Source organism: Synechococcus sp. R5-13, from assembly GCF_047462015.1.
Classification (GTDB): domain Bacteria; phylum Cyanobacteriota; class Cyanobacteriia; order Thermostichales; family Thermostichaceae; genus Thermostichus.
Genome location: NZ_JANSIL010000020.1, coordinates 1 through 19,795, shown reverse-complemented (window position 1 = coordinate 19,795; position 19,795 = coordinate 1). Strand labels below are relative to the sequence as shown.

22 protein-coding genes and 1 tRNA gene are annotated in these 19,795 nt (G+C 59.3%); 17 read left to right on the top strand and 6 right to left on the bottom strand.

All coding sequences use genetic code 11. The features are described from left to right. The coding region (locus NW840_RS01660) for a sensor histidine kinase (RefSeq protein ID WP_414342000.1) at positions 1 to 500 on the top strand (500 nt) is incomplete at its 5' end. 35 nt (positions 501 to 535) lie between these two features. Here NW840_RS01660 and NW840_RS01655 read toward each other — a convergent pair. Next, positions 536 to 907: a HesB/IscA family protein gene (locus NW840_RS01655; protein ID WP_414341999.1), complete on the bottom strand. Its 372-nt coding sequence runs from the start codon at positions 905 to 907 to the stop codon at positions 536 to 538. A gap of 113 nt (positions 908 to 1,020) precedes the next feature. Here NW840_RS01655 and rnz point away from each other — a divergent pair, with 113 nt between their 5' ends. The 5 genes from rnz to dusB all read left to right on the top strand — a co-directional run bounded on the left by rnz (position 1,021) and on the right by dusB (position 4,515). Continuing rightward, positions 1,021 to 1,989, top strand: a complete 969-nt coding sequence (gene rnz / locus NW840_RS01650) for a ribonuclease Z (RefSeq protein WP_414342002.1) — start codon at positions 1,021 to 1,023, stop codon at positions 1,987 to 1,989. A gap of 29 nt (positions 1,990 to 2,018) precedes the next feature. After that, positions 2,019 to 2,882 (top strand): RDD family protein, encoded by an 864-nt coding sequence (locus tag NW840_RS01645; protein WP_414341997.1) that lies wholly within the window; start codon positions 2,019 to 2,021, stop codon positions 2,880 to 2,882. Positions 2,883 to 2,973: 91 nt separating this feature from the next. After that, on the top strand, positions 2,974 to 3,168 hold the full coding sequence (gene rpmG, locus NW840_RS01640) for a 50S ribosomal protein L33 (RefSeq protein ID WP_011433240.1): 195 nt from the start codon (positions 2,974 to 2,976) through the stop codon (positions 3,166 to 3,168). A gap of 29 nt (positions 3,169 to 3,197) precedes the next feature. Beyond that, positions 3,198 to 3,413, top strand: a complete 216-nt coding sequence (rpsR, locus tag NW840_RS01635; protein WP_011433239.1) for a 30S ribosomal protein S18 — start codon at positions 3,198 to 3,200, stop codon at positions 3,411 to 3,413. Positions 3,414 to 3,429: 16 nt separating this feature from the next. Next, positions 3,430 to 4,515: a tRNA dihydrouridine synthase DusB gene (gene dusB / locus NW840_RS01630; protein ID WP_414341995.1), complete on the top strand. Its 1,086-nt coding sequence runs from the start codon at positions 3,430 to 3,432 to the stop codon at positions 4,513 to 4,515. Positions 4,516 to 4,596: 81 nt separating this feature from the next. Here dusB and leuB read toward each other — a convergent pair whose 3' ends face one another. The 3 genes from leuB to petB all read right to left on the bottom strand — a co-directional run bounded on the left by leuB (position 4,597) and on the right by petB (position 7,178). Continuing rightward, positions 4,597 to 5,712, bottom strand: coding sequence for a 3-isopropylmalate dehydrogenase (leuB, locus tag NW840_RS01625; protein ID WP_414341994.1), 1,116 nt, complete (start codon positions 5,710 to 5,712; stop codon positions 4,597 to 4,599). A gap of 207 nt (positions 5,713 to 5,919) precedes the next feature. After that, positions 5,920 to 6,432, bottom strand: coding sequence for a cytochrome b6-f complex subunit IV (gene petD / locus NW840_RS01620; protein WP_011433236.1), 513 nt, complete (start codon positions 6,430 to 6,432; stop codon positions 5,920 to 5,922). Positions 6,433 to 6,530: 98 nt separating this feature from the next. Further along, the gene (gene petB, locus NW840_RS01615; RefSeq protein ID WP_041436518.1) at positions 6,531 to 7,178 is read right to left on the bottom strand and encodes a cytochrome b6; all 648 of its coding nucleotides are present in this window, start codon (positions 7,176 to 7,178) and stop codon (positions 6,531 to 6,533) included. 188 nt (positions 7,179 to 7,366) lie between these two features. Here petB and NW840_RS01610 point away from each other — a divergent pair, with 188 nt between their 5' ends. From NW840_RS01610 to NW840_RS01595, 4 genes are all read left to right on the top strand, one after another. Continuing rightward, positions 7,367 to 8,644 carry a S41 family peptidase gene (locus tag NW840_RS01610; RefSeq protein ID WP_414341993.1) on the top strand — a complete coding sequence of 426 codons (1,278 nt, stop codon included), beginning with the start codon at positions 7,367 to 7,369 and terminating at the stop codon, positions 8,642 to 8,644. A gap of 149 nt (positions 8,645 to 8,793) precedes the next feature. Then, the gene (locus NW840_RS01605; protein WP_414341991.1) at positions 8,794 to 9,348 is read left to right on the top strand and encodes a phycobiliprotein lyase; all 555 of its coding nucleotides are present in this window, start codon (positions 8,794 to 8,796) and stop codon (positions 9,346 to 9,348) included. Between the two features lie 16 nt (positions 9,349 to 9,364). Further along, positions 9,365 to 9,877 (top strand): hypothetical protein, encoded by a 513-nt coding sequence (locus NW840_RS01600; protein ID WP_414341990.1) that lies wholly within the window; start codon positions 9,365 to 9,367, stop codon positions 9,875 to 9,877. A 171-nt stretch (positions 9,878 to 10,048) separates the two neighbouring features. Continuing rightward, entirely contained in the window at positions 10,049 to 11,389 is a 1,341-nt protein-coding gene (locus NW840_RS01595) for a hypothetical protein (RefSeq protein ID WP_414341988.1), read from the top strand. 123 nt (positions 11,390 to 11,512) lie between these two features. Here the strand turns inward: NW840_RS01595 and NW840_RS01590 are convergent, their stop codons facing one another. After that, positions 11,513 to 11,830 (bottom strand): DUF3067 family protein, encoded by a 318-nt coding sequence (locus NW840_RS01590; protein WP_011433229.1) that lies wholly within the window; start codon positions 11,828 to 11,830, stop codon positions 11,513 to 11,515. Between the two features lie 183 nt (positions 11,831 to 12,013). On the opposite strand from NW840_RS01590, the gene NW840_RS01585 reads away from it, so the two are divergent. Both NW840_RS01585 and NW840_RS01580 read left to right on the top strand, forming a co-directional pair. Beyond that, entirely contained in the window at positions 12,014 to 12,532 is a 519-nt protein-coding gene (locus NW840_RS01585; RefSeq protein ID WP_011433228.1) for a cytochrome b6-f complex iron-sulfur subunit, read from the top strand. 122 nt (positions 12,533 to 12,654) lie between these two features. Continuing rightward, complete coding sequence (locus NW840_RS01580; protein ID WP_414341986.1) at positions 12,655 to 13,638, top strand: apocytochrome f; 984 nt, start codon at positions 12,655 to 12,657, stop codon at positions 13,636 to 13,638. Positions 13,639 to 13,799: 161 nt separating this feature from the next. Here the strand turns inward: NW840_RS01580 and NW840_RS01575 are convergent, their stop codons facing one another. Continuing rightward, positions 13,800 to 14,612: a PhzF family phenazine biosynthesis protein gene (locus NW840_RS01575; RefSeq protein ID WP_414342001.1), complete on the bottom strand. Its 813-nt coding sequence runs from the start codon at positions 14,610 to 14,612 to the stop codon at positions 13,800 to 13,802. 244 nt (positions 14,613 to 14,856) lie between these two features. Here NW840_RS01575 and groES point away from each other — a divergent pair, with 244 nt between their 5' ends. The 5 genes from groES to NW840_RS01550 all read left to right on the top strand — a co-directional run bounded on the left by groES (position 14,857) and on the right by NW840_RS01550 (position 19,418). Then, positions 14,857 to 15,168, top strand: a complete 312-nt coding sequence (gene groES, locus NW840_RS01570) for a co-chaperone GroES (RefSeq protein WP_011433225.1) — start codon at positions 14,857 to 14,859, stop codon at positions 15,166 to 15,168. 90 nt (positions 15,169 to 15,258) lie between these two features. After that, complete coding sequence (gene groL, locus NW840_RS01565) at positions 15,259 to 16,893, top strand: chaperonin GroEL (protein WP_011433224.1); 1,635 nt, start codon at positions 15,259 to 15,261, stop codon at positions 16,891 to 16,893. Positions 16,894 to 17,231: 338 nt separating this feature from the next. Then, complete coding sequence (locus NW840_RS01560; protein ID WP_414330458.1) at positions 17,232 to 18,026, top strand: DUF429 domain-containing protein; 795 nt, start codon at positions 17,232 to 17,234, stop codon at positions 18,024 to 18,026. 115 nt (positions 18,027 to 18,141) lie between these two features. Continuing rightward, positions 18,142 to 19,305, top strand: a complete 1,164-nt coding sequence (locus tag NW840_RS01555; protein WP_414341984.1) for a GuaB3 family IMP dehydrogenase-related protein — start codon at positions 18,142 to 18,144, stop codon at positions 19,303 to 19,305. Between the two features lie 41 nt (positions 19,306 to 19,346). Next, positions 19,347 to 19,418 (top strand) — tRNA-Val (locus NW840_RS01550). Positions 19,419 to 19,795: the final 377 nt, after the last annotated feature.

The following is a 19,795-nucleotide window of genomic DNA, read 5'->3' as shown; positions in this document are numbered from 1 at the left end:
GCCTGGAAGCCAAGGAGTTGGGCTCTGCGGCTGCCACCATTGATCTCCACAGCCTTTGCACAAGCCTGCTCGACGGGGTGCGAGAACGGGCTCAAGCCCGGCAACTGAAGCTGGAGATGGCGGAGCTGACCTCACTTCCCGCAGTGCTCTACAGCTACCCGCAGCAGCTAACCCTGATCCTGAAGGAACTGCTGGAAAATGCCTGTAAGTTCACCCAGCCGGGCGGAACCCTCCGCTTAGAGGGGCAAGCCTTTCCCGGTGGGGTTGAGTTAAGAGTCGGCAATACCGCCCAAATCGAGCCTGAACACCTGCCCCACCTTTTCGAGCGCTTTTACCGTGTGCCTTCTGAGGATCCCTGGGCGCAGCCGGGCAGCGGCCTTGGACTGGCCTTGGTGAAGCAGTGGGTGGAGTATCTGCAGGGCCAAATCCGGGTCACCAGCCAGAAGGGATGGACTTGGTTTGTCCTTTGGCTGCCCAGCCTAGAGCCCTCCAACCGTTGACGCCCAAAGGCGGGTGGGAGGCAGCGATTGAGACTTTAGTGACCAACGACAGCAGCAGTCTCAGCAGTGGCAAAGGAGGTGCCACACCCACAACTGGCGACTGCGTTGGGGTTCTTGAAGCGGAAGCCACCGCCCAGCAGATCCTCGGAAAAATCGACGGTGGTGCCGCTGATCAAGGTCATACTCAAGGGATCCACTGCCACCTGGATATCCCCAAAGTCGAAGGTATGATCGTCAGGGTTGGCCTGAGACTCGAAGTTCATTACGTAAGAGAGGCCAGAGCAGCCGCTCGGCTTGACCCCTAGACGCAGGATGGGCTGGGATCCCTCTTTTTCGTACTTGCTGCGCAGGCGCTTCAACTCTTGGATGGCGCTGTCGGTCAGGGTGATCATGACGAGAAGGCTCAAGGGTACGTTCTACTCCCCATCCTATCAAGGGTTTTTTCTCGGCCAGCGAGAGCAATTGGTAAGCTAGGGATCCCAATCCTTGAGGTCTTGCCCCTGTGACAGATCCCAACGCCATTCGGATCACCTTTTTGGGCACCAGCTCCGGCATGCCCACCCGCCAGCGCAATGTCTCTGGGGTGGCGGTGCAGTTTCCCCAGCGGTCGGAATGGTGGCTGTTCGATTGTGGCGAGGGCACCCAGCACCAGTTGCTGCGCCTAGACGAGCTGCGCCCCAGCCAGTTGCGCCGCATTTTCATCACCCACATGCACGGGGATCACATCTACGGCCTGCCGGGGCTGTTGGCCTCCTGTGGCTTGGGCAGCACCCCTGAGCACATCGATATCTACGGCCCACCAGGTCTGGAAGAGTACCTGAAGGCCGTGTTGCGCTACAGCGAGACGCGCATCCCCTACGGCTTCCGCGTTCACACCGTCGAAACCGGTCTCATCCTGCAAGAGGCGGAGTACTCCGTCTTCTGCGCGCCCTTGGATCACCGGGTGCCCGCCTTCGGCTACCGCGTGGTGGAACAGGATCGGCCAGGCAGCTTCAATGCAGCCAAAGCCCAAGCCGACGGGATCCCCTTTGGCCCTCTGTATGGGCAGCTCAAGGCCGGCCAATCCATCATCTGGCAGGGCCGCTGCTTTCACGGACGGGATTATGTGGGGGATCCCATTCCGGGCCGCAAATTCTCCTACTGCACCGACACGATTTTCTGCCGCAATGCTGTTGATCTCTCCCGGGCTGCGGATCTGGTCATCCACGAGGCTACCTACGCTCAGGCTGACTTGGAGCTGGCCCGCCGCTCTAAGCATTCCACCGCCGCCATGGCCGCCCAAGTGGCCGCCGAAGCCAAGGCCCAAGCTTTGATCCTCACCCACTTCAGCCCCCGCTACACCCCAGAGGCCCCCATTACCTTGGAAGACCTGCTGGCCGAAGCTCAGGCCATTTTTCCCAATACCCTGCTGGCCCGCGATCGGCTGACCTACGAGATCCCCCGTCGCAGCCCGTCCCCTCTGCCGGTGGGTGTGGGCTTGCCTCGCTAGAATGGTAGAACTGACTGTCTCAACCGGCAATGACGGATCCCAGACCTTACCCCGAACGCCCCCAATTTCCAGAGCGGCCCAAAACCGAACAACTGGATCAAACTGCCAACGAATGGCGAGCCTTCAGCGCTTTGCCCCCTGCCACTTCTCTGCCCCCGGTTCAAGCCGAGCGGCCAGCCCCGCAAACGGCTGCTGAGGGGGAAACCCTGCCAAAATTGGCTCCCTGGAGCAAACGAATTGGGGCTTTTGCCCTCGACTTTGGGCTGGGGCTGGGGATCTCCTACCTAGCCCAAGGCTTGGCTGCTCTGGTAGGGGCCAATGCAGGCGCCGTGGACATGACCGGCTATCTCGCCTTCTTCGCTACCTGGCTGGTGAACCGCGGCTATTTCCAGTCCCGCCCTGAGGGCCAAAGCCTCGGCAAATGGCTGCTGAACATCAAAACCCTGGATCCCGAAACCGAAGCCTCGCCGCACCTGGTTCGCTCTCTGGCTCGAGAGGGAGTGCTCTCCCTCTTTGTGCTTACAGAGGCCCTGCTGGTGCCTCTGGCTGCGGATGGGCTGTTTGCCGTCTTCGACAAGGAAAAACGCCAAACCATTCACGACCGGGCTGGACGCACCCTGGTCGTGGAAGCGGAGCGGGGCTACCACCTGGATGAAAAAGTCCTGCAGTTTTTGCAGGACATCCTAGAGGGGGACGCTGCTGACGACGTCAAATCGGCTGCTCGCGACCTGCTGCGCCAAGCCCAGCGCAATGACACCGTGCGGGATCTGTCCAAGCAGTTGCAGCGCCTGAGCAAAGATGTGGATCGCAACGCCCGTAGCCTACGGCAACAAACGGGCAAGCAAGTGAAAACTTGGGTTGATTCCGTCAAGGAAAAGTTAGATAATTGGTGATCGCGCTTATCGAGGTAAACCCCCATCTCCAGCCTCAGGATCTGGGATTGCAGTTTCCTCATTGCCGTTTACCTTCGTCTTGGGATCCGTCATGGCCAAAGCAAAGGGTGCCCGCATCATCATTACTCTGGAGTGTACGGAGTGCCGCACCAACGTCAACAAGCGCTCTCCAGGCGTGAACCGCTACACCACCACCAAAAACCGCCGCAACACAACAGCCCGCTTAGAGCTGAAGAAATTCTGCCCCCACTGCAACCGCCACACCGTCCACAAAGAGATTAAGTAGTTCAAGCCGTTTCGCCGTTCTCCTGACCTATGGTTTACGCTCGCCGCCGCCTGTCTCCCATCAAGCCGGGAGAGCCCATTAGGTACACCGATGTGGAGCTGCTCAAGAAATTTGTTACCGAGCGTGGCAAGATCTTGCCCCGCCGCATCACCGGCCTGACCGCCAAACAACAGCGGGAGCTCACCGCCGCGATCAAACGAGCGCGCATCATGGGTCTTCTTTACTTTGTCAACAAAGAGGGATAGCTTTCTCCGGATCCCGATGGGCCTGCAGCTTTCGCCGGAACTCCAAGCCCGCCTATCCCCACCCCTCGATATCGGTGGGGTGAAGGTTTTGAGTCGCGTCTTTCAGGCGCCACTGTCAGGGGTAACCGACCAGGTCTTTCGAGGGCTGGTGCGCCGTTTTGCCCCCCACAGCTTGGTTTACACGGAAATGGTCAGTGCGACCGGCTTGCACTATGCCCGCCAGCTGCCCCGCATCATGGAGGTTGGCGAGGGGGAGCAGCCTATTGGCATCCAACTGTTTGATTGTCGGCCCGACTTTCTGGCGGAAGCAGCCCGCATGGCTGTGGACGAAGGGGCGACCTTGGTGGACATCAACATGGGCTGCCCGGTGAACAAGATTACCAAAAACGGCGGTGGCTCTTCTCTGCTCCGCGATCCCGACACGGCAGCGCGAATTGTGGAGGCGGTGGCCAAAGCGGTGGAGGTGCCCGTAACCGTAAAAACGCGCCTGGGCTGGTCGGATCAGGAGATCAACATTTTGGATTTTGCCCACCGTCTGCAGGAGGCAGGGGCGCAACTGCTCACCCTGCATGCCCGGACACGCGCCCAAGGCTTCAACGGCAAAGCCCGCTGGGACTGGATCCGCCGCGTCAAACAGCACCTGCGCATTCCCGTCATCGCCAATGGGGATATTTTCTCGACAGCCGCAGCGGTGAAGTGTTTGGAGGAAACCGGAGCCGATGGGGTGATGTGCTCCCGCGGCACCATGGGCTATCCCTTTCTGGTGGGGGAAATCGATCACTTCCTGAAAACCGGTCAAGAAAGACCGGCCCCCACTCCCCTGGAGCGGATTCAAATGGCCTTAGAGCATCTGCGCGGTCTCTGGGAGTACAAGGGAGAACGTGGCATCCGTCAGGCCCGCAAGCACATGACTTGGTACATCAAAGACTTTGCCGGAGCCTCTCAATTCCGTGCTCTCCTCTGTCGCATTGAGACGGTGCAGGAAGGGGAAGCCCTGCTTCTTCAAGCCATGGAGCGCTGCCAAGAAGCCACACTTCGACCGGAAGAGGCCATTAAAACCACCGAGGAGGTCGACCTTCTCCCTGAAGCCGGTTGGGCGTAGCTCCAAGGATCCCCACAATTGGAAATTGCTTGGAAATCGCCGCACGTCTGCCTTGGCTGTAGCCTGTGGCCCCGAAAAAGGCTATTGCGCCTGCTGCTGGGACAGGGCTGCCACCAACTTTTCTCCCATTTCCTGGCAACCCACTAAAGTCATTCCCTCAGAGTAGAGGTCTGGGGTGCGGTACCCTTGCGCCAAAACGGCTTCTACCGCCTGTTCGATGCGGTCGGCAGCTTGCGGCTGATCCAGGGAGTAGCGGAGCATCAGGGCGCCGGAGAGCACCTGGGCAATGGGGTTGGCTTTGTCTTGTCCGGCAATGTCGGGAGCCGACCCATGTACCGGCTCGTATAGGCCGGGGCCAGAGGATCCCAGAGAGGCAGAGGGCAGCATACCAATAGAGCCGGTCAGCATGGCCGCTTCATCGGAGAGGATATCGCCGAAGAGATTGCCCGTGAGGATGACGTCGAACTGCTTGGGCCAGCGCACCAACTGCATGGCGGCATTGTCGATGTACAGGTGGGAAAGTTCCACCTCCGGGTACTCAGCCGCAATGACATTGACCCGCTCCCGCCACAGTTGCGACACCTCGAGAACGTTGGCTTTGTCCACCGAGCAGAGCTTGCGCCGGCGTTTGCGGGCCAGCTCAAAGGCAACTCGGGCAATCCGATCCACCTCAGCTTCGCTGTAGACCATGGTGTTCACGCCGCGCCGGGATCCCTGGGCATCCGTGAAGATTCCCTTGGGCTGGCCGAAGTAAATGCCCCCCGTCAGCTCCCGCACTACCACCAGGTCGATCCCCGAGATCACCTCTGGCTTCAGGGAGGAAGCCCCCACCAGTTGAGGGAAGACTTTTACCGGGCGCAAGTTGGCAAACAGCCCCAGCCCCGCCCTCAAGCCCAACAAGGCCCGCTCCGGGCGTTTCTCAGGAGGCAGAGCGTCATACTTGAAGTCGCCGACAGCAGCCAGATAAACGGCATCGCTCTCTTGAGCCATTTTCAGGGTTTCTGCCGGCAAGGGATCCCCGGTCTGTTCGTAGGCGGCCCCGCCGATCAGGCCCTCTTGCCACTGAAGAGCAAATCCCATCTGCCGAGCAACTGCATCCAAAACGGCCCGTCCCACCCGCATGATTTCGGGGCCGATGCCATCTCCGGCAAGGGCTGTGATCCGATAGGTTCGAGCAGTTGAAGAAGAAGTGCTCATGAGCGGTCAAGCTGAAGATGAGGGCGTAGAGATACTACCATTTCGGCGGACTTGCCCATCCCTTGGCACACAGGTTTGCAGACAACTCCTCTAAAAAGCTCTCCAAATAACAAAGTGCAGCCTGGCCACCGACCTGCTGCACTCTGATGGTGATTCTGATGGTGATGATGACGATCAACCCATCAAGCGGGAGTCCCAGATGTTCTTTTAGAACAAGCCCAAGGTGACCCACTTATCCAAGGGCAAGGTGGCACCTATGCCCAGGTAGAGGGTGACCAAGGTGCCGATCAGGAACACCGTTGTCGCCACCGGACGGCGCAAGGGGTTTTGGAACTTGTTGACGTTTTCGATGAAGGGCACAAACAAGAGACCCACAGGAATGGCAGACATCAGAGCAATTCCCAACAGCTTGTTGGGAGCAATCCGCAGGATGTGGAAGGCGGGGTAGAGATACCATTCCGGCAGAATTTCCAGAGGCGTAGCAAAGGGATCCGCCGGCTCCCCTACACCTGCCGGATCCATGACTGACAGGCCAACGATCACTCCAATAGTGCCCAGGATCACCACCGGAAACATAAAGAGCAAATCGTTGGGCCAAGCGGGCTCACCATAGGTCATGTGGCCCATGTTTTTCTTCAGCTTGGCTACAACTTTGGGGTTGTCTAGATCAACCTTGCGGGTAATGGCCTCGGTCGCTATCACCTGTTTTGAGACGGCCATGGGAGTTCTCCTTATCTAGGGACAAAAGTTCTGAAAAAGTGGCAGGTAAAGATCCCAGTTACCAGGAAAGTCAAAGGCGTCTGGGAGTCAAACCTTGCTCACAAAGGCCCAGAAATGCCTTGGCGGCGGATCATCAAAAAGTGCATGGTCATAAAGACTGCGGTCAGCCAGGGTAGCACGAAAGTGTGCAAGCTGTAGAAGCGAGTCAGGGTAGCTTGACCCACTGCTTCGCCGCCCCGGATCAGTTGCACCAACAAGTCGCCCACCACCGGAATGGCACTGGGCACACCTGAGACGATCTTGACTGCCCAGTAGCCCACCTGATCCCAGGGCAGGGAGTAGCCGGTAACGCCAAAGGAGACGGTCAGCACCGCCAAGATCACGCCGGTTACCCAGGTCAGCTCACGGGGCTTTTTGAATCCCCCCGTCAGGTAAACCCGGAAGGTGTGTAGGATCATCATCAGCACCATCATGGAGGCGCTCCAACGGTGGATGGAGCGCAACAGCCAGCCGAAGTTCACCTGGGTCATGATGTAGTTCACCGATTCAAAGGCCTCAGCCACCGTCGGACGATAGTAAAACGTCATGGCGAAGCCGGTGGCAAACTGAATTAAGAAGCACACCAGCGTCACCCCGCCGAGGCAGTAGAAGATGTTAACGTGAGGCGGAATGAATTTCCCTGTTGCGTCGTCGACGAAAGGCGTAATCTCCAGCCGCTCGTCCAACCAGTCGTAAACTTTGCTCATAATGTCTGCAATTCTTGAAATTGGATCTCGAGGGCGGGGCAAGCCCACTCTCCTCAGCAATGTAACACAATCTTTTAACACTATCCTGGCGCCGGGCTCAGCTTGGGAACCAAGATCTTGATCCCAGTAGGCCAGACGAGCTTTTGATATTGCGTTTCGTTCATGTTTCTTAATGTTTTTTGGGATCGATGGTTGTGCAGAAGCCGAGATACACAGGGATCCGCTGGAGAGGGTGGGGGATCCGCCTTGTCTTGCTTGGGTGTTTGCTCTGGGCGAGTTTGGCCATAGGCCCCTGTCCGGTGCAGGCCAGCCGTTGGGGAGAAGAGCAGCAACTGCTGGCGCAGGCTTGGGCCTATGTGGATCGGGCCTATGTGGATCCGGGGTTTAACGGGCAAAACTGGTGGCAGGTGCGGCAGCGGTTTCTCTCCCGGCCCTTAAAGGAGCGCAAGCAGACCTATCAGGCCATTGAGGAGATGTTGGCCACTCTGGGGGATCCCTTTACCCGCTTTCTGGACAGAGAGCACTACCTCAGCCTGCAGACCTCTACAGCCGGCGAGCTGAGTGGTGTCGGCTTGCAGATTGCCATCGACGAGCAAGGCGCTGTGCGGGTGATTGCCCCCATGGAGGGCACTCCTGCCGAGCAGGCCGGGATCCAACCTCAGGATGAGATTTTGGCGGTGGATCGGGTGCCGGTGGCGGGGTTGAGTCTGGACGAAGTGGCCGAGCGGATGCGGGGGCGCAGTGGCACGCCGGTTACCTTGAAGCTGAAGCGGCAGGATCGCATTTGGGAGGTGGAGCTGGTGCGCCAATCGATCACCATCAACCCCGTGCGCACCCGTTTTTTTGAGCTGCCTCAGGGATCGGTGGCCTACATTCGCCTCAGCCAGTTCAACGGCAATGCTGCCGCTCAAGTCCGCCAAGCCATTCGGGCCGCAGAAGCTCAAGGGGTGCGGGGCTACATTCTCGATTTGCGCAACAATCCGGGGGGACTCTTGCAGGCGGCCATTGAGATCGCTCGCTTCTGGATCCCCAAGGGCGACATTGTGCTGGTGACGGATCGCCACGGCATTCAAGACAGCATTCCCGCCACCGGCGAGGTGCTCACAGAGGCGCCGCTGGTGGTCTTGGTAAATCAGGGCAGCGCCAGTGCCAGTGAAGTGTTGGCCGGGGCACTTCAGGACAGTGGGCGAGCTCAACTGGTGGGAACGCGCACCTTTGGCAAGGGTCTGATTCAATCCCTGCTGGAGCTGGCGGATGGATCGGGGCTGGCGGTGACCACGGCCAAGTACCTCACCCCCAGCGGCCACGACATTCATCGCCAGGGGATCCAGCCCGATGTGGTGGTGGCGGAGGGATCCGTTCCTCTGACGGCGGAAACCTTGGCCGGGCCGGAGGACATCCAGCTGCAGCGAGCCTTGGAGTTGTTGGGGCAGACCCAAGGGATCCCGGTGGCCAAAAGCCCGTGAGGAAGGGGATCCCACGGTAGAACTCAATCGTTGGCATTCAGGATTTGGATTCCTGGTTGTTTTCGATTCGTTTTAGGATCAGAGGCAGGGTTTTCTGGGCCACTTCTCGGCTCCAGCGCCGGTTTCTGACTCTGTCCGCTCCCGCCCGCATGAACGCCATCCAGAAATTTCACCACTTTTTCAACTGCTGCATTGGGGCTTGGCGCACAGAGCGCACCTACCATTACCTAGACCGTGGCGAGGTGGAGCGCTCCCGCACCGAGTTCACCATTCGCACCCTCACCCCTGAGCTCAAGCACAAGGTGCTCACCGACAACAACTACCCCAACCACAACGTGGATGGTTTTTTGGGCTTTCACTTGGCTTTTGAGACCGTTTCCGAAACGGGGGAGGAGGCCGGGCAAGAGCTGAACATGCTGTTCGTCCCTCGGCAGGAAACCCCCCTGGGGCTGCAGGGAGACTACCTGCGGGATCGGGCCTACGAGGAAGATCGCCCGATGGTGGCGGCTTTCCGGTTTGATCCCGGATCCCTGCAACTGGTGATGACCACCACCTACACTCGTGTGGTTGCTGTAGATACCATCACTCTACTGAATCCGCGCCTGCGCCTGCGGCAGATCCTTACCTACCAACGTCCCCCTCAGGGTCAGCCTTTGCAGGAGCTGTTGCTGGTGGGGTTTGGGGTAGAACAGAAGCTGACCTAGCCTGCGGATCCTGAGCATGACGCTTCCCAAAGACCTGAGATTGTCTCAGCACTTGGCTCTGATCCAGTTGAGGTTCGAGCGAGGACAATACCGGCAGGCGCTAGAGGAGGTTAAGCAGGCCCAAAGCCGCTATCCGCAGTCGGGCAAGCTACGGCTCTGGCAGGCCCTGGCCCAAGAAGCCCTTGGCGAAACGCAGGAGGCCATCCTGTTGGCCCAAACCTTGCTGCGCAACCCAGATCCAGAAGTTGCCCAGCAGGCTCGCTATGTCTTGGGCATCTGGCAAGCCCCTCGTCTGCGACGTTCGGCGGAGTGGTTGAGCGAAATTCCCGATCTCAGCCGGCTGGAGGAAACTGATCCCCCAGAGTACCGCTTGGCCTATGGGCGCTCCCAACGCAAAGGCCCTTCCCCAAGATCTGGGGATTCCCTCAGCCGCCGGGCAGCGGATCCCCCGTTGGACACTAAGCCCCTCATCTGGGTGTTGATCGGGATCCTCTCGACCCTGCTGGCCGTGATGGCTTGGCTGCCCTAGAGGCGGGTACAACCGTTCTGGAAGTGAGATCTACAACGATTCTCGTCGCTGCGGGGTTAAGGGGAGATACTGGGAATAGAGGAGACGCTAGGTCTAGCTCAGGGGAGCGGATCTGCGTCCTAGGGATCCCAAAGGCTCCTCGGCAATTGGGGCAGAAAGCGGAGGTTAAGAGTGGCTACCCAAACATTGGTGATGGATGCAGTGGAACAGTTGGGCCTGCGGGTCACCTTGGGAGATATTGCATCCAGCACGGGCTTAGCTTTACACGAGGCCAAACAAGAGCTACTGAATTTGGCCCAAAAGGCGGAGGGGCATCTCCAGGTTTCCCGGCAGGGGGAGATTACCTACGTTTTTCCACCAGATTTTCGCAGCATTCTCAAGCGCAAGGAGCAGCAGGATCAGCTGGCAGCCCTGCGTCGCCGGTTGTGGGGGGGCTTCCTCTATGGGCTGCGCATCTCCTTTGGCATTCTGCTGGTGGTGTCGATTGTCTTGATTGTCCTAGCGTTGATTGCCTTGCAAATGGCCAGCAGCCGCGAGCAGGACAATCGCAGCCGGTCGCGAGGGATAGGGTTTTACTACTTCCCCAATCTTTGGATCGGCAACCCCTTCTGGGATCCCTATCCCTACTATGGCAGCTACTCCGGTCGGACGCGCCCCCGCCAGCCGCAAAAATCCGAGCTGAACTTCCTGGAAGCGGTGTACAGCTTCCTCTTTGGGGACGGGGATCCCAATGCCAACCTGGAGGAGGAGCGCTATGCCCTCATTGGCCAACTGATTCGTGCCAATGGGGGGGTGATCGCAGCGGAACAGGTGTTGCCCTATCTGGATGTGGAGCCGGGATCCCCGGCCTTGGAATACGAAGATTACATGCTGCCCATTTTGCTCAAGTTCGACGGCCAGCCGGAGGTCAGCGAGGATGGGGACATTGTCTACCGCTTCCCAGAGCTGCAGGTGGCCGCCTCAGAGCGCAAGCCCAAGGGGATCCCCGAAGTGTTGCAGGAGAAACCTTGGGTGTTCAGCCGGGCCACGCCTGGTCAACTGACCCTGGCAGGAGGCTTGGGAGTTCTCAATTTCTTTCTGGCCGCCATTCTCTATGGGGCACGGGAGGAGGTGGCAGCGGCAGCCGGCAGCAATGCTTTTTTGGCCTTCATCTACCCGTTGATTGGGTTTCTGTTTCTCTACGGCAGCCTCTTTTTGGCGGTGCCCGCCGTTCGCTGGCTAGCCTTGCAAATCCGTAACCAGGGAGTGGAGCGTCGCAATCGTGTCCGGCAGCTTTGGCGAGAGCATCTGCAGCATCCCACAGAGGCGCTGCTGCGCAAACTCAACTTTGCCCGCCGCTTCCGCCGTCAAGAAGTTGTGCAAGAGTCGGACACCATTTACTCAACCGACCGGGATTTGATCGAGCAGCGGGACTACCGTCTGGACGAGCCGGCATTCCGCCAACTTTTGGAATCCGAAGCTCAGCAGGAGTACCCGGAAACCGAACAAGTGCGCCAGCAGCGTCCCCTCTAGAGAGGTCATGGCCTTTGGGCAAACTCCCGGTCTACCGTTTAGGCCGAGACAGATTCGAGTTTCTTGCCCAGCCGGCGAATCCGGCGCTTAGGTTTGCTTGGTCTTCTTTCTCCCCAGGAGAACTCACAACAACCACTCGGAGACTCGCTCCCCCACCTTCTGCAAATCCAGAGGAATGGCCACCGCTTTGCCCATACGGGGTCTCTGACGGGTGGCTTCGATTTCCCGACGCACCGCTTCCCACACCCCCCAAGCCTGCAAATGGGCCAGCACGTTCTCCAAGTGGGCCAGATACTCGGCCTCGCTCAAGGGGAAGGAGGGCTGCTCCAGGTAGCGCCACATCACCAGCAGCACCACCTTCTGCTGGATACGCCGCAACTGTACGTCGTAGGAATAGCCCCACTTCTCGCGCAACAAAGCTTGAAAGTCGGATCCCTTCATCAGACTTGTCTGAGGCTGGCTTGGATCTGGCTCCAATCGCGCTGGGTGGGCCGCTCACCTTGGGAAGGAAGGCCACGGCCTCTTACAGCGTTGCATTTCTTAACGATATTGGCCAGAGGGGTCGGTTAGGATGATGTCGCTTGTCAACGAACGTTAAAACTTCTCAGGTCTGCATTTGCCATTATGACGGAAGCGGTTAGCAACTTTGAAGCGCCCCCCATGAGCCGGCGGGTTCTTCTCAATGCCCTGCTCAGCGGCTCTGTGGGAGTCGTGGTGGTGGGCGCCCTCTACCCGGTGGTGAAGTACTTTATTCCGCCCTCTGCCGGTGGAGGGGGGGAAGGCCTCATCGCTCAGGACGCCCTCGGCAAGCCCATCAGCGTCAGTGAACTGTTGGCCACCCATGCCGCTACGGATCGGGTGCTGGCCCAAGGTTTGAAGGGGGATCCCACCTACATCGTGATCGACAACGGGGCGGTGGCCAACTATGGCCTCAACGCGGTTTGTACCCACCTCGGCTGCGTGGTGCCCTGGAATGTGGGGGAAAATTTGTTTAAGTGCCCTTGCCACGGATCCCAGTATGCGGCCAATGGCAAGGTGATCCGGGGACCGGCTCCCCGCTCGCTGGAGCTGGTGAGCGCCACTGTGGATGGCGACAACGTCCGCTTCAGCCCTTGGCAAGGCCCCGATTTCCGGGAAACCTAAAGGGCAAGGGATCCCGCTGGCTGTGCCGGCTTTTGCCGAACGATTTGGGGCAAATTGTCGAGATGGCTGTTCCAAGACTGTGTCCTAAACCTGTGATGGAAATTCATTCTGAGCTGAGAGTTATGAAGCGAATCTGCTTGGCCTTCTGTGGGCTGCTGCTGTTGCTGGGGATGGGGGCACGTCCGGCGGCAGCCTACCCCTACTATGCCCAGATGGCCTACGACAACCCCCGCGAGGCGACTGGAAAAATTGTCTGTGCCAACTGCCACCTGAACGCCATGCCCACTCGCGCCGAGGTGCCCCAGGCCGTCACCCCCGGCCAGGTGTTCACCATCAAAGTTGGGATCCCTTATGACCTGAGCAAGCAGCAGGTGCTGGCAGACGGCAGCAAGGGTGGGTTGAATGTGGGCGCGGTGGTGGTCTTGCCGGAGGGCTTCCGTTTAGCCACCGAAGCCGAGATGACCGAGGAACAACGGCAAGAAACTGCCGAGACCTACATCACCCCCTACAGCGACGCGAAGCCCAACATCCTCCTGGTCGGGCCTTTGCCGGGCGAGCAGCATCAAGAAATCGTCTTTCCAGTGGTGGCCCCTGACCCGAAAGAGGATCCCTCGGTGGCCTTCATGAAGTATCGCGTTTACATCGGGGCCAACCGAGGTCGCGGTCAGCTTAACCCCGACGGCAGCCTCAGCAACAACAACGTCTTCCGCGCCCCAGCCACGGGGCGTCTGGTCAACATTGCCACCCTCGACTCCGATATCAGCGATCTGCCGGCTGAATTGGCCAGCCTGGTGCCCCCGGAATACGAGCTGCCGGGCACGAGAGTTCTCAGCTTCGAGACCGAAAGCGGGATCCAAAACCTGGTGGTGCCGCCTGGGCCGGAACTGGTGGTTGCCGTTGGCGACAGCGTCAAAGAAGGGGATCCCGTCACCAACAATCCCAATGTGGGCGGCTTTGGCCAGGTGGAGCGGGATCTGGTGCTGCAAAGCCCGGATCGGGTGAAATGGCTGGTGGCCTTCCTGGCAGCCATTACCATTACCCAGGTGCTGTTGGTGCTGAAGAAAAAGCAGGTGGAGCTCATTCAAGCCGCCGAAATCCTCGGCTAGCTCAAGCTCTTTCCTAGCCTGCACCTCGGAGGTATCCGAGGTGTTTTTTGTTCTGTAGGGCTGATAGCAGTCGTGGTTTTTATTACCATCTATTTCAACTGCTCGCCCTAGCGGGCCGGAGGCCTTGTTCCCTGCCGCTAGCACCCTAGTCGACAACGGTTCTAAGGCAGCCTCAGCTCTCCTCTGATCACCAGCACCGCTTGCCCAGCAATCTCCACCCGTGAGCCTCGATCTCGGCACCACAGCTCGCCCCCGCGGGCCGAGAGCTGGTGAGCCTTCAAATCAAGTCGGCCCAGGCGTTTGGCCCAATAGGGCATCAAAAGACACTGGGCGGATCCCGTCACCGGATCTTCCGGGATCCCCAGCCGAGGAGCGAAAACGCGGCAGACGAAATCCGGCCCATCCTCTAGATCCGCCCCAGAGGCTGTGACGATCAACCCCGGAACGGGGAGCGCTTGAACCTGGGCCAGATCCGGTTGCACCTGCTGCACCTGTCCCGCCGAAGCCAGCACCGCTACCCCCATGTCCCCCCGGTATAGCTCCACGGGTGGGATCCCTAAAGCTGCTGCTACTTGCTCTTTGGCTTCTGGCCAAGGTTCCGGACTGCGAGCAGGAAAATCCATGGCCAGGCGATCCCCTTGCCGCCGCACCTGCAACAGGCCACTGCGGGTGGAAAAGGCTACCCTCTCCGCCTCAGGATGCACCTCGGTGAACAGCACATGGGCACCAGCCAAGGTGGCGTGGCCACAGAGATCCACCTCCGTCGTCGGCGTAAACCAGCGCAGCCCATAGTGGGGAACCTCGCCCTGGGATCCCTGGGGAAGTAAAAAAGCCGTCTCCGATACATTGTTCTCCGCCGCAATGGCTTGCATCAGCGCCTCTGGCAACTCCTGTGGCAGCAGACACACCGCTGCCGGATTGCCGCCGAAAGGCACCGCCGTAAATGCATCCACCTGAAAAAACGGGATCCACACCTTCTCAACCAAGCCCAACTCAGGTCATGATCCCACAGCAGACCCCAAAGTAGGGGGATCCGCACCCCGACCGCACCTGCCAAAAGCGGGATCCCGCTGACAAAGGCTATTGTCAGGCCAGAAAGTTGGCTGATAAACTAGCACTCGTAAGTCGAGAGTGCTAAGTCGCTTCCCTTCGGGGAAGTGGAACTAATGGAAATGAAAACTTCAGCTTCGTGCTTTAGGATCACGGAGGACATTCGTCATGGCTGCAGTAGCTCTTAACGTCTCTACCCTGAAGCCGCTGGGCGACCGCGTGCTGGTCAAAATCGCTCAGCAAGATGAGAAAACCGCAGGTGGGATCTTCTTGCCGGACACTGCCAAGGAAAAGCCCCAGGTGGGGGAAGTGGTTGCTGTTGGCCCTGGCAAGCGCAACGACGAGGGCAAGCTGATCCCGATGGAACTGAAAGCCGGCGACAAAGTGCTCTACTCCAAGTATGCCGGAACCGAAGTCAAGCTGGGCAGCGATGAATATGTGCTGTTGGCCGAGCGGGACATTCTCGCCATTGTTCAGTAATGGTCAGTGATTCAGCAGCAGTTCAACGAACGATTGAATCCTTGAGACTCTGTTTCACCCTTACCTGCATTTGCATCGGAGAGGTTGACTATGGCCAAATCAATCATCTTCAGTGAAGAAGCCCGCCGCGCTCTAGAGCACGGCATGGATATCTTGGCAGAAGCCGTAGCCGTTACCCTGGGTCCCAAAGGGCGCAACGTCGTGCTGGAGAAGAAGTTTGGCGCTCCCCAAATCATCAACGATGGGGTAACCATTGCCAAAGAAATTGAGCTGGAAGACCACATTGAGAACACCGGCGTCTCCTTGATCCGTCAGGCGGCTTCCAAAACCAACGACACGGCTGGAGATGGCACCACCACGGCCACGGTCTTGGCCCACGCCATGGTGAAGGAAGGTCTGAAAAACGTGGCTGCCGGCGCCAACCCAATTGCCCTGAAGCGAGGGATCGACAAGGCGGTGAAGTTCTTGGTCGACAAGATCGCCGAGCATGCCCGCCCGGTGGAAGATTCCAAAGCCATTGCCCAGGTGGCGGCCATTTCCGCCGGTAACGATGAAGAAGTGGGCCGTATGATTGCCGAGGCCATGGACAAGGTGGGCCGCGAAGGGGTGATCTCCCTGGAAGAAGGCAAGTCCATGACCACCGAGCTGGAAGTGACGGAAGGGATGCGCTTCGACAAGGGCTACATCTCCCCTTACTTCGTCACCGACACCGAGCGGATGGAAGCGGTTCTGGAAAACCCCTACATCCTCATCACCGATAAGAAGATCACCCTGGTGCAAGACCTGGTACCGGTTCTGGAGCAGGTGGCCCGCGCCGGTCGTCCTCTGCTGATCATCGCCGAAGACATCGAGAAAGAAGCGCTGGCTACCCTGGTGGTGAACAAGCTGCGGGGTGTGCTGAGCGTGGTAGCGGTAAAAGCCCCTGGCTTCGGGGATCGCCGCAAGGCCATGCTGGAAGACATTGCCATCCTGACCGGTGGTGAGGTAATCAGCGAAGAGCGCGGCCTGAAGCTGGAGAACGCTCGCCTCGATTCCTTCGGCACTGCCCGTCGCGTCACGGTAACCAAAGACAATACCACCATCGTGGCGGAAGGCAACGAAGCGGCTGTGAAAGCCCGTTGCGAGCAAATTCGTCGCCAAATTGAGGAAACCGACTCCACCTACGACAAAGAAAAACTGCAAGAGCGCTTGGCCAAGCTCTCCGGCGGTGTAGCGGTGATCAAAGTGGGCGCGGCCACTGAAACCGAGATGAAAGACCGCAAGTTGCGCCTGGAAGATGCCATCAACGCCACCAAAGCGGCGGTAGAAGAAGGGATCGTTCCCGGCGGCGGCACCACCTTGGCACACCTGATCCCGGTGGTAACCGAGTGGGCGCAAGCCAACCTGTCTGGCGATGAACTGGTGGGGGCCAACCTGGTCGCCCGCGCTCTGGGCGCTCCGCTGCGCCGCATTGCTGAGAACGCCGGCCAAAACGGCTCCATTGTGCTGGAGCGGGTGAAAGATAAGCCCTTCAACACCGGCTACGATGCTCAGAACGACGCCTTCGTGGATATGTTCGAGGCGGGCATTGTAGACCCGGCCAAGGTTACCCGTTCTGCCCTGCAAAACGCCGCTTCCATTGCGGGGATGGTGCTGACCACTGAAGCGATCGTGGTGGACAAGCCCGAGCCCAAAACCAACACGCCGGCAAGCAGCGGCAGCGGCATGAGTGACTACGACTACTAATCCGTTGACCGCCACAGCGAGGTGGATCCCTGAGGCTCACCGAAGAGCCCATGGGCACTTCGCTTCCTGGCCAGGCATCTTGGATGAATCTTTCGGGATCCCCTGGTGGGATCCCTTTTCTTGTGGATTTTCATCAAGACGCAGGCAATCCGGCGGGATCATTCCCAACGACCGTGAGACAGCAGCGAAACTGTTTGTGATGCTGATCCCTAACCCCTTTTCTCAGAGGGAGAGGGGCTGGGGGTGAGGGCGCCGGAGCCATGCAATCGGGAACTGCCTCAAACTGGCTCTTGGAAATGGCTTTGATCTGTCGAACTTGAGGAAAAGGGGAAGGCGGTGTGGCTCAGTTGATTTGCATTGGCCTGGATCTGGCTTGGTCGCCCCGCAACCCTTCCGGTCTGGCCACGCTGCGAGTCCAGCTCGGGGATCCCGGCAGGCAGAACTTGACAGGCCATCTGGTCGATAGCCGCATTCTCCAAACGGATGAGGAGATCCTGGACTATATTCAAGCTCAGGCGGGCGAAGATCCCTGCTTGGTGGCGGTGGATGCCCCCCTGCGCGTCCCCAACCTCAGCGGACAGCGACGGGCCGAGGCCGAACTGAACCGGGTGTTTCGCGCCTATGCAGCCGGGGCCCACCCAGCCAACCGCCGGCTTCTAGAAAAAAACGGCCAAGTGAGAGGAGAAGCCCTGGTGCAAGCCCTATCCCGCTATGGCTTTTGGGAGCAGGCCAACATCGAGCGAGGGAAGCTTACCCGCCAAGTGACCGAGGTCTTCCCCCACAGCGCCTTGGTCAGTCTCTTCGGCCTCAGCCGCACCCTGAAATACAAGGCTCGCCCCCGACGCACCTGGCCGGAACGGCAACAAGCCTGGCAGCTTTACCAGCATCATCTGCGCTCTCTAGCTGCCGCTGACCCGGCTCTCCAGGATCACGAAGAGCTGCTCCAAGTGAAGGTGGGATCCCTCAAGGGCCGTCGACTCAAAAACTACGAAGATCAGGTGGATGCGTTGATGTGTGCCTACATCGCCCTCTACGGGTTCCGCTGGGGATCCGAGCGCTGCCGCAGTTTCGGCAACCTGCAAGAAGGGCACATTTTCACGCCCTTGCCCCCTCGAACCTCTGAGGCTGATTGAGACCCGCTCCGGGATCGCAGGTGGAAATCCCAACCAGAAGAACAAAACTCTCGCTAGCCTTGGATCCCTCCTTGGCGGCATGATAAAAACAAGGGATCCGCAGAACAGGGGAAAAATGGACGTGCAACTGGGCCGCAATCGGCAGGCAAGACGCGCTTACGGGCTGGATGAAATCGCGCTGGCCCCAGGCAGACGAACGCTGGATCCCAGCCTGGTGGATACCCACTTCACCCTGGGAGGGATCCAACGGCAAATCCCCATCATCGCCAGCGCCATGGATGGCGTGGTGGATGTGCGAATGGCCATTTTGCTCTCGGAGCTGGGAGCTTTCGGGGTGTTGAACCTGGATGGCATCCAAACCCGCTACGCCGATCCCGATGAGGTGTTGGATCAGATTGCGTCGGTGGGCAAAGACGAGTTTGTGCCCCTAATGCAGCGCCTCTACAGCGAGCCGGTGAAGCCAGAGCTAATCCAAGAACGCATCCGCCAAATCAAGGCCGGTGGCGCCATTGCAGCAGCCAGCTGCGTGCCCGCCCACGCCGCCCAATACGGCCCCCTGGTGGTGGAAGCCGGGGGGGATCTGTTTTTCGTCCAGGCCACGGTGGTTTCGGTGCACCACAAGGTTCCCGAAGGCATGGAACTGCTGGATCTGGCCCAATTTTGCCGGTCAATGCCCATTCCTGTTGTGGTGGGCAACTGTGTTACCTACGATGTTGCCTTGGAGCTGATGCAGGCCGGAGCTGCCGGTGTCTTGGTGGGGATCGGCCCGGGGGCTGCCTGTACCTCCCGCGGCGTGTTGGGGGTGGGGGTACCACAGGCTACAGCGATTGCCGACTGTGCCGCTGCACGAGAGCAGTTTTTGGCGGAAACCGGCGCCTACGTTCCCATCATTGCCGATGGCGGATTGGTGACCGGCGGCGATATTTGCAAGGCCATCGCCTGTGGAGCGGACGCAGTGATGATCGGATCCCCCCTGGCCCGCGCCCATGAAGCCCCCGGTCGCGGCTTTCACTGGGGCATGGCCACCCCCAGCCCCATCTTGCCCCGCGGCACCCGCATCCGCGTGGGATCCACCGGCACCTTGGAAGAAATCTTGCGCGGCCCCGCCCGCCTGGACGACGGCACCCACAACCTCTGGGGTGCTCTGCGCACTAGCATGGCCACCCTGGGGGCTGCCAATCTCCGAGAAATGCAGCAGGTGGAGATCTGCATCGCCCCCTCCCTCCTGACCGAGGGCAAGGTGTACCAGAAGGCGCAGAGCTTGGGTATGGGGAAATAGTCCTTTGGGAATGCTAAACTCGGTGGACTGGGATCCCTCGGGGGCGGTTAGCTCAGCGGTAGAGCGCCTGCCTTACAAGCAGGATGTCACTGGTTCGAGTCCGGTACCGCCCATCCCCACCGGAGCTTGCAGCTTGAGAGCTCTGTCTCAGTTTGAGATACACCCGCTAGCCAGAGCCGGATCCCTGAGGTAGAGTAGTGGATATCGAGCCTCGATCATCTACCGCAGTTGGGTCTCGCATTGAGTCTCGCGCAGAAAGTGTGTAAAGTGGTAGACGATGTGGACTTCGGCTGTATCATGTCTTCCCAGAGTCCCCAATTGCCAGGCTCGTTGTTGAGGTAGGCAGTTTGTCGCTTCTATGAGGACATCCCTACAGCCAAAAAGGTGTGAGGAAAAGAACAAGGAGAGAAACATGCCCGCGAAACACGCGAACTACTGGAAAACGCTGCTGGCCGGCACTCTGGGTGCAGCAGCGATCCTGACCCCTGGA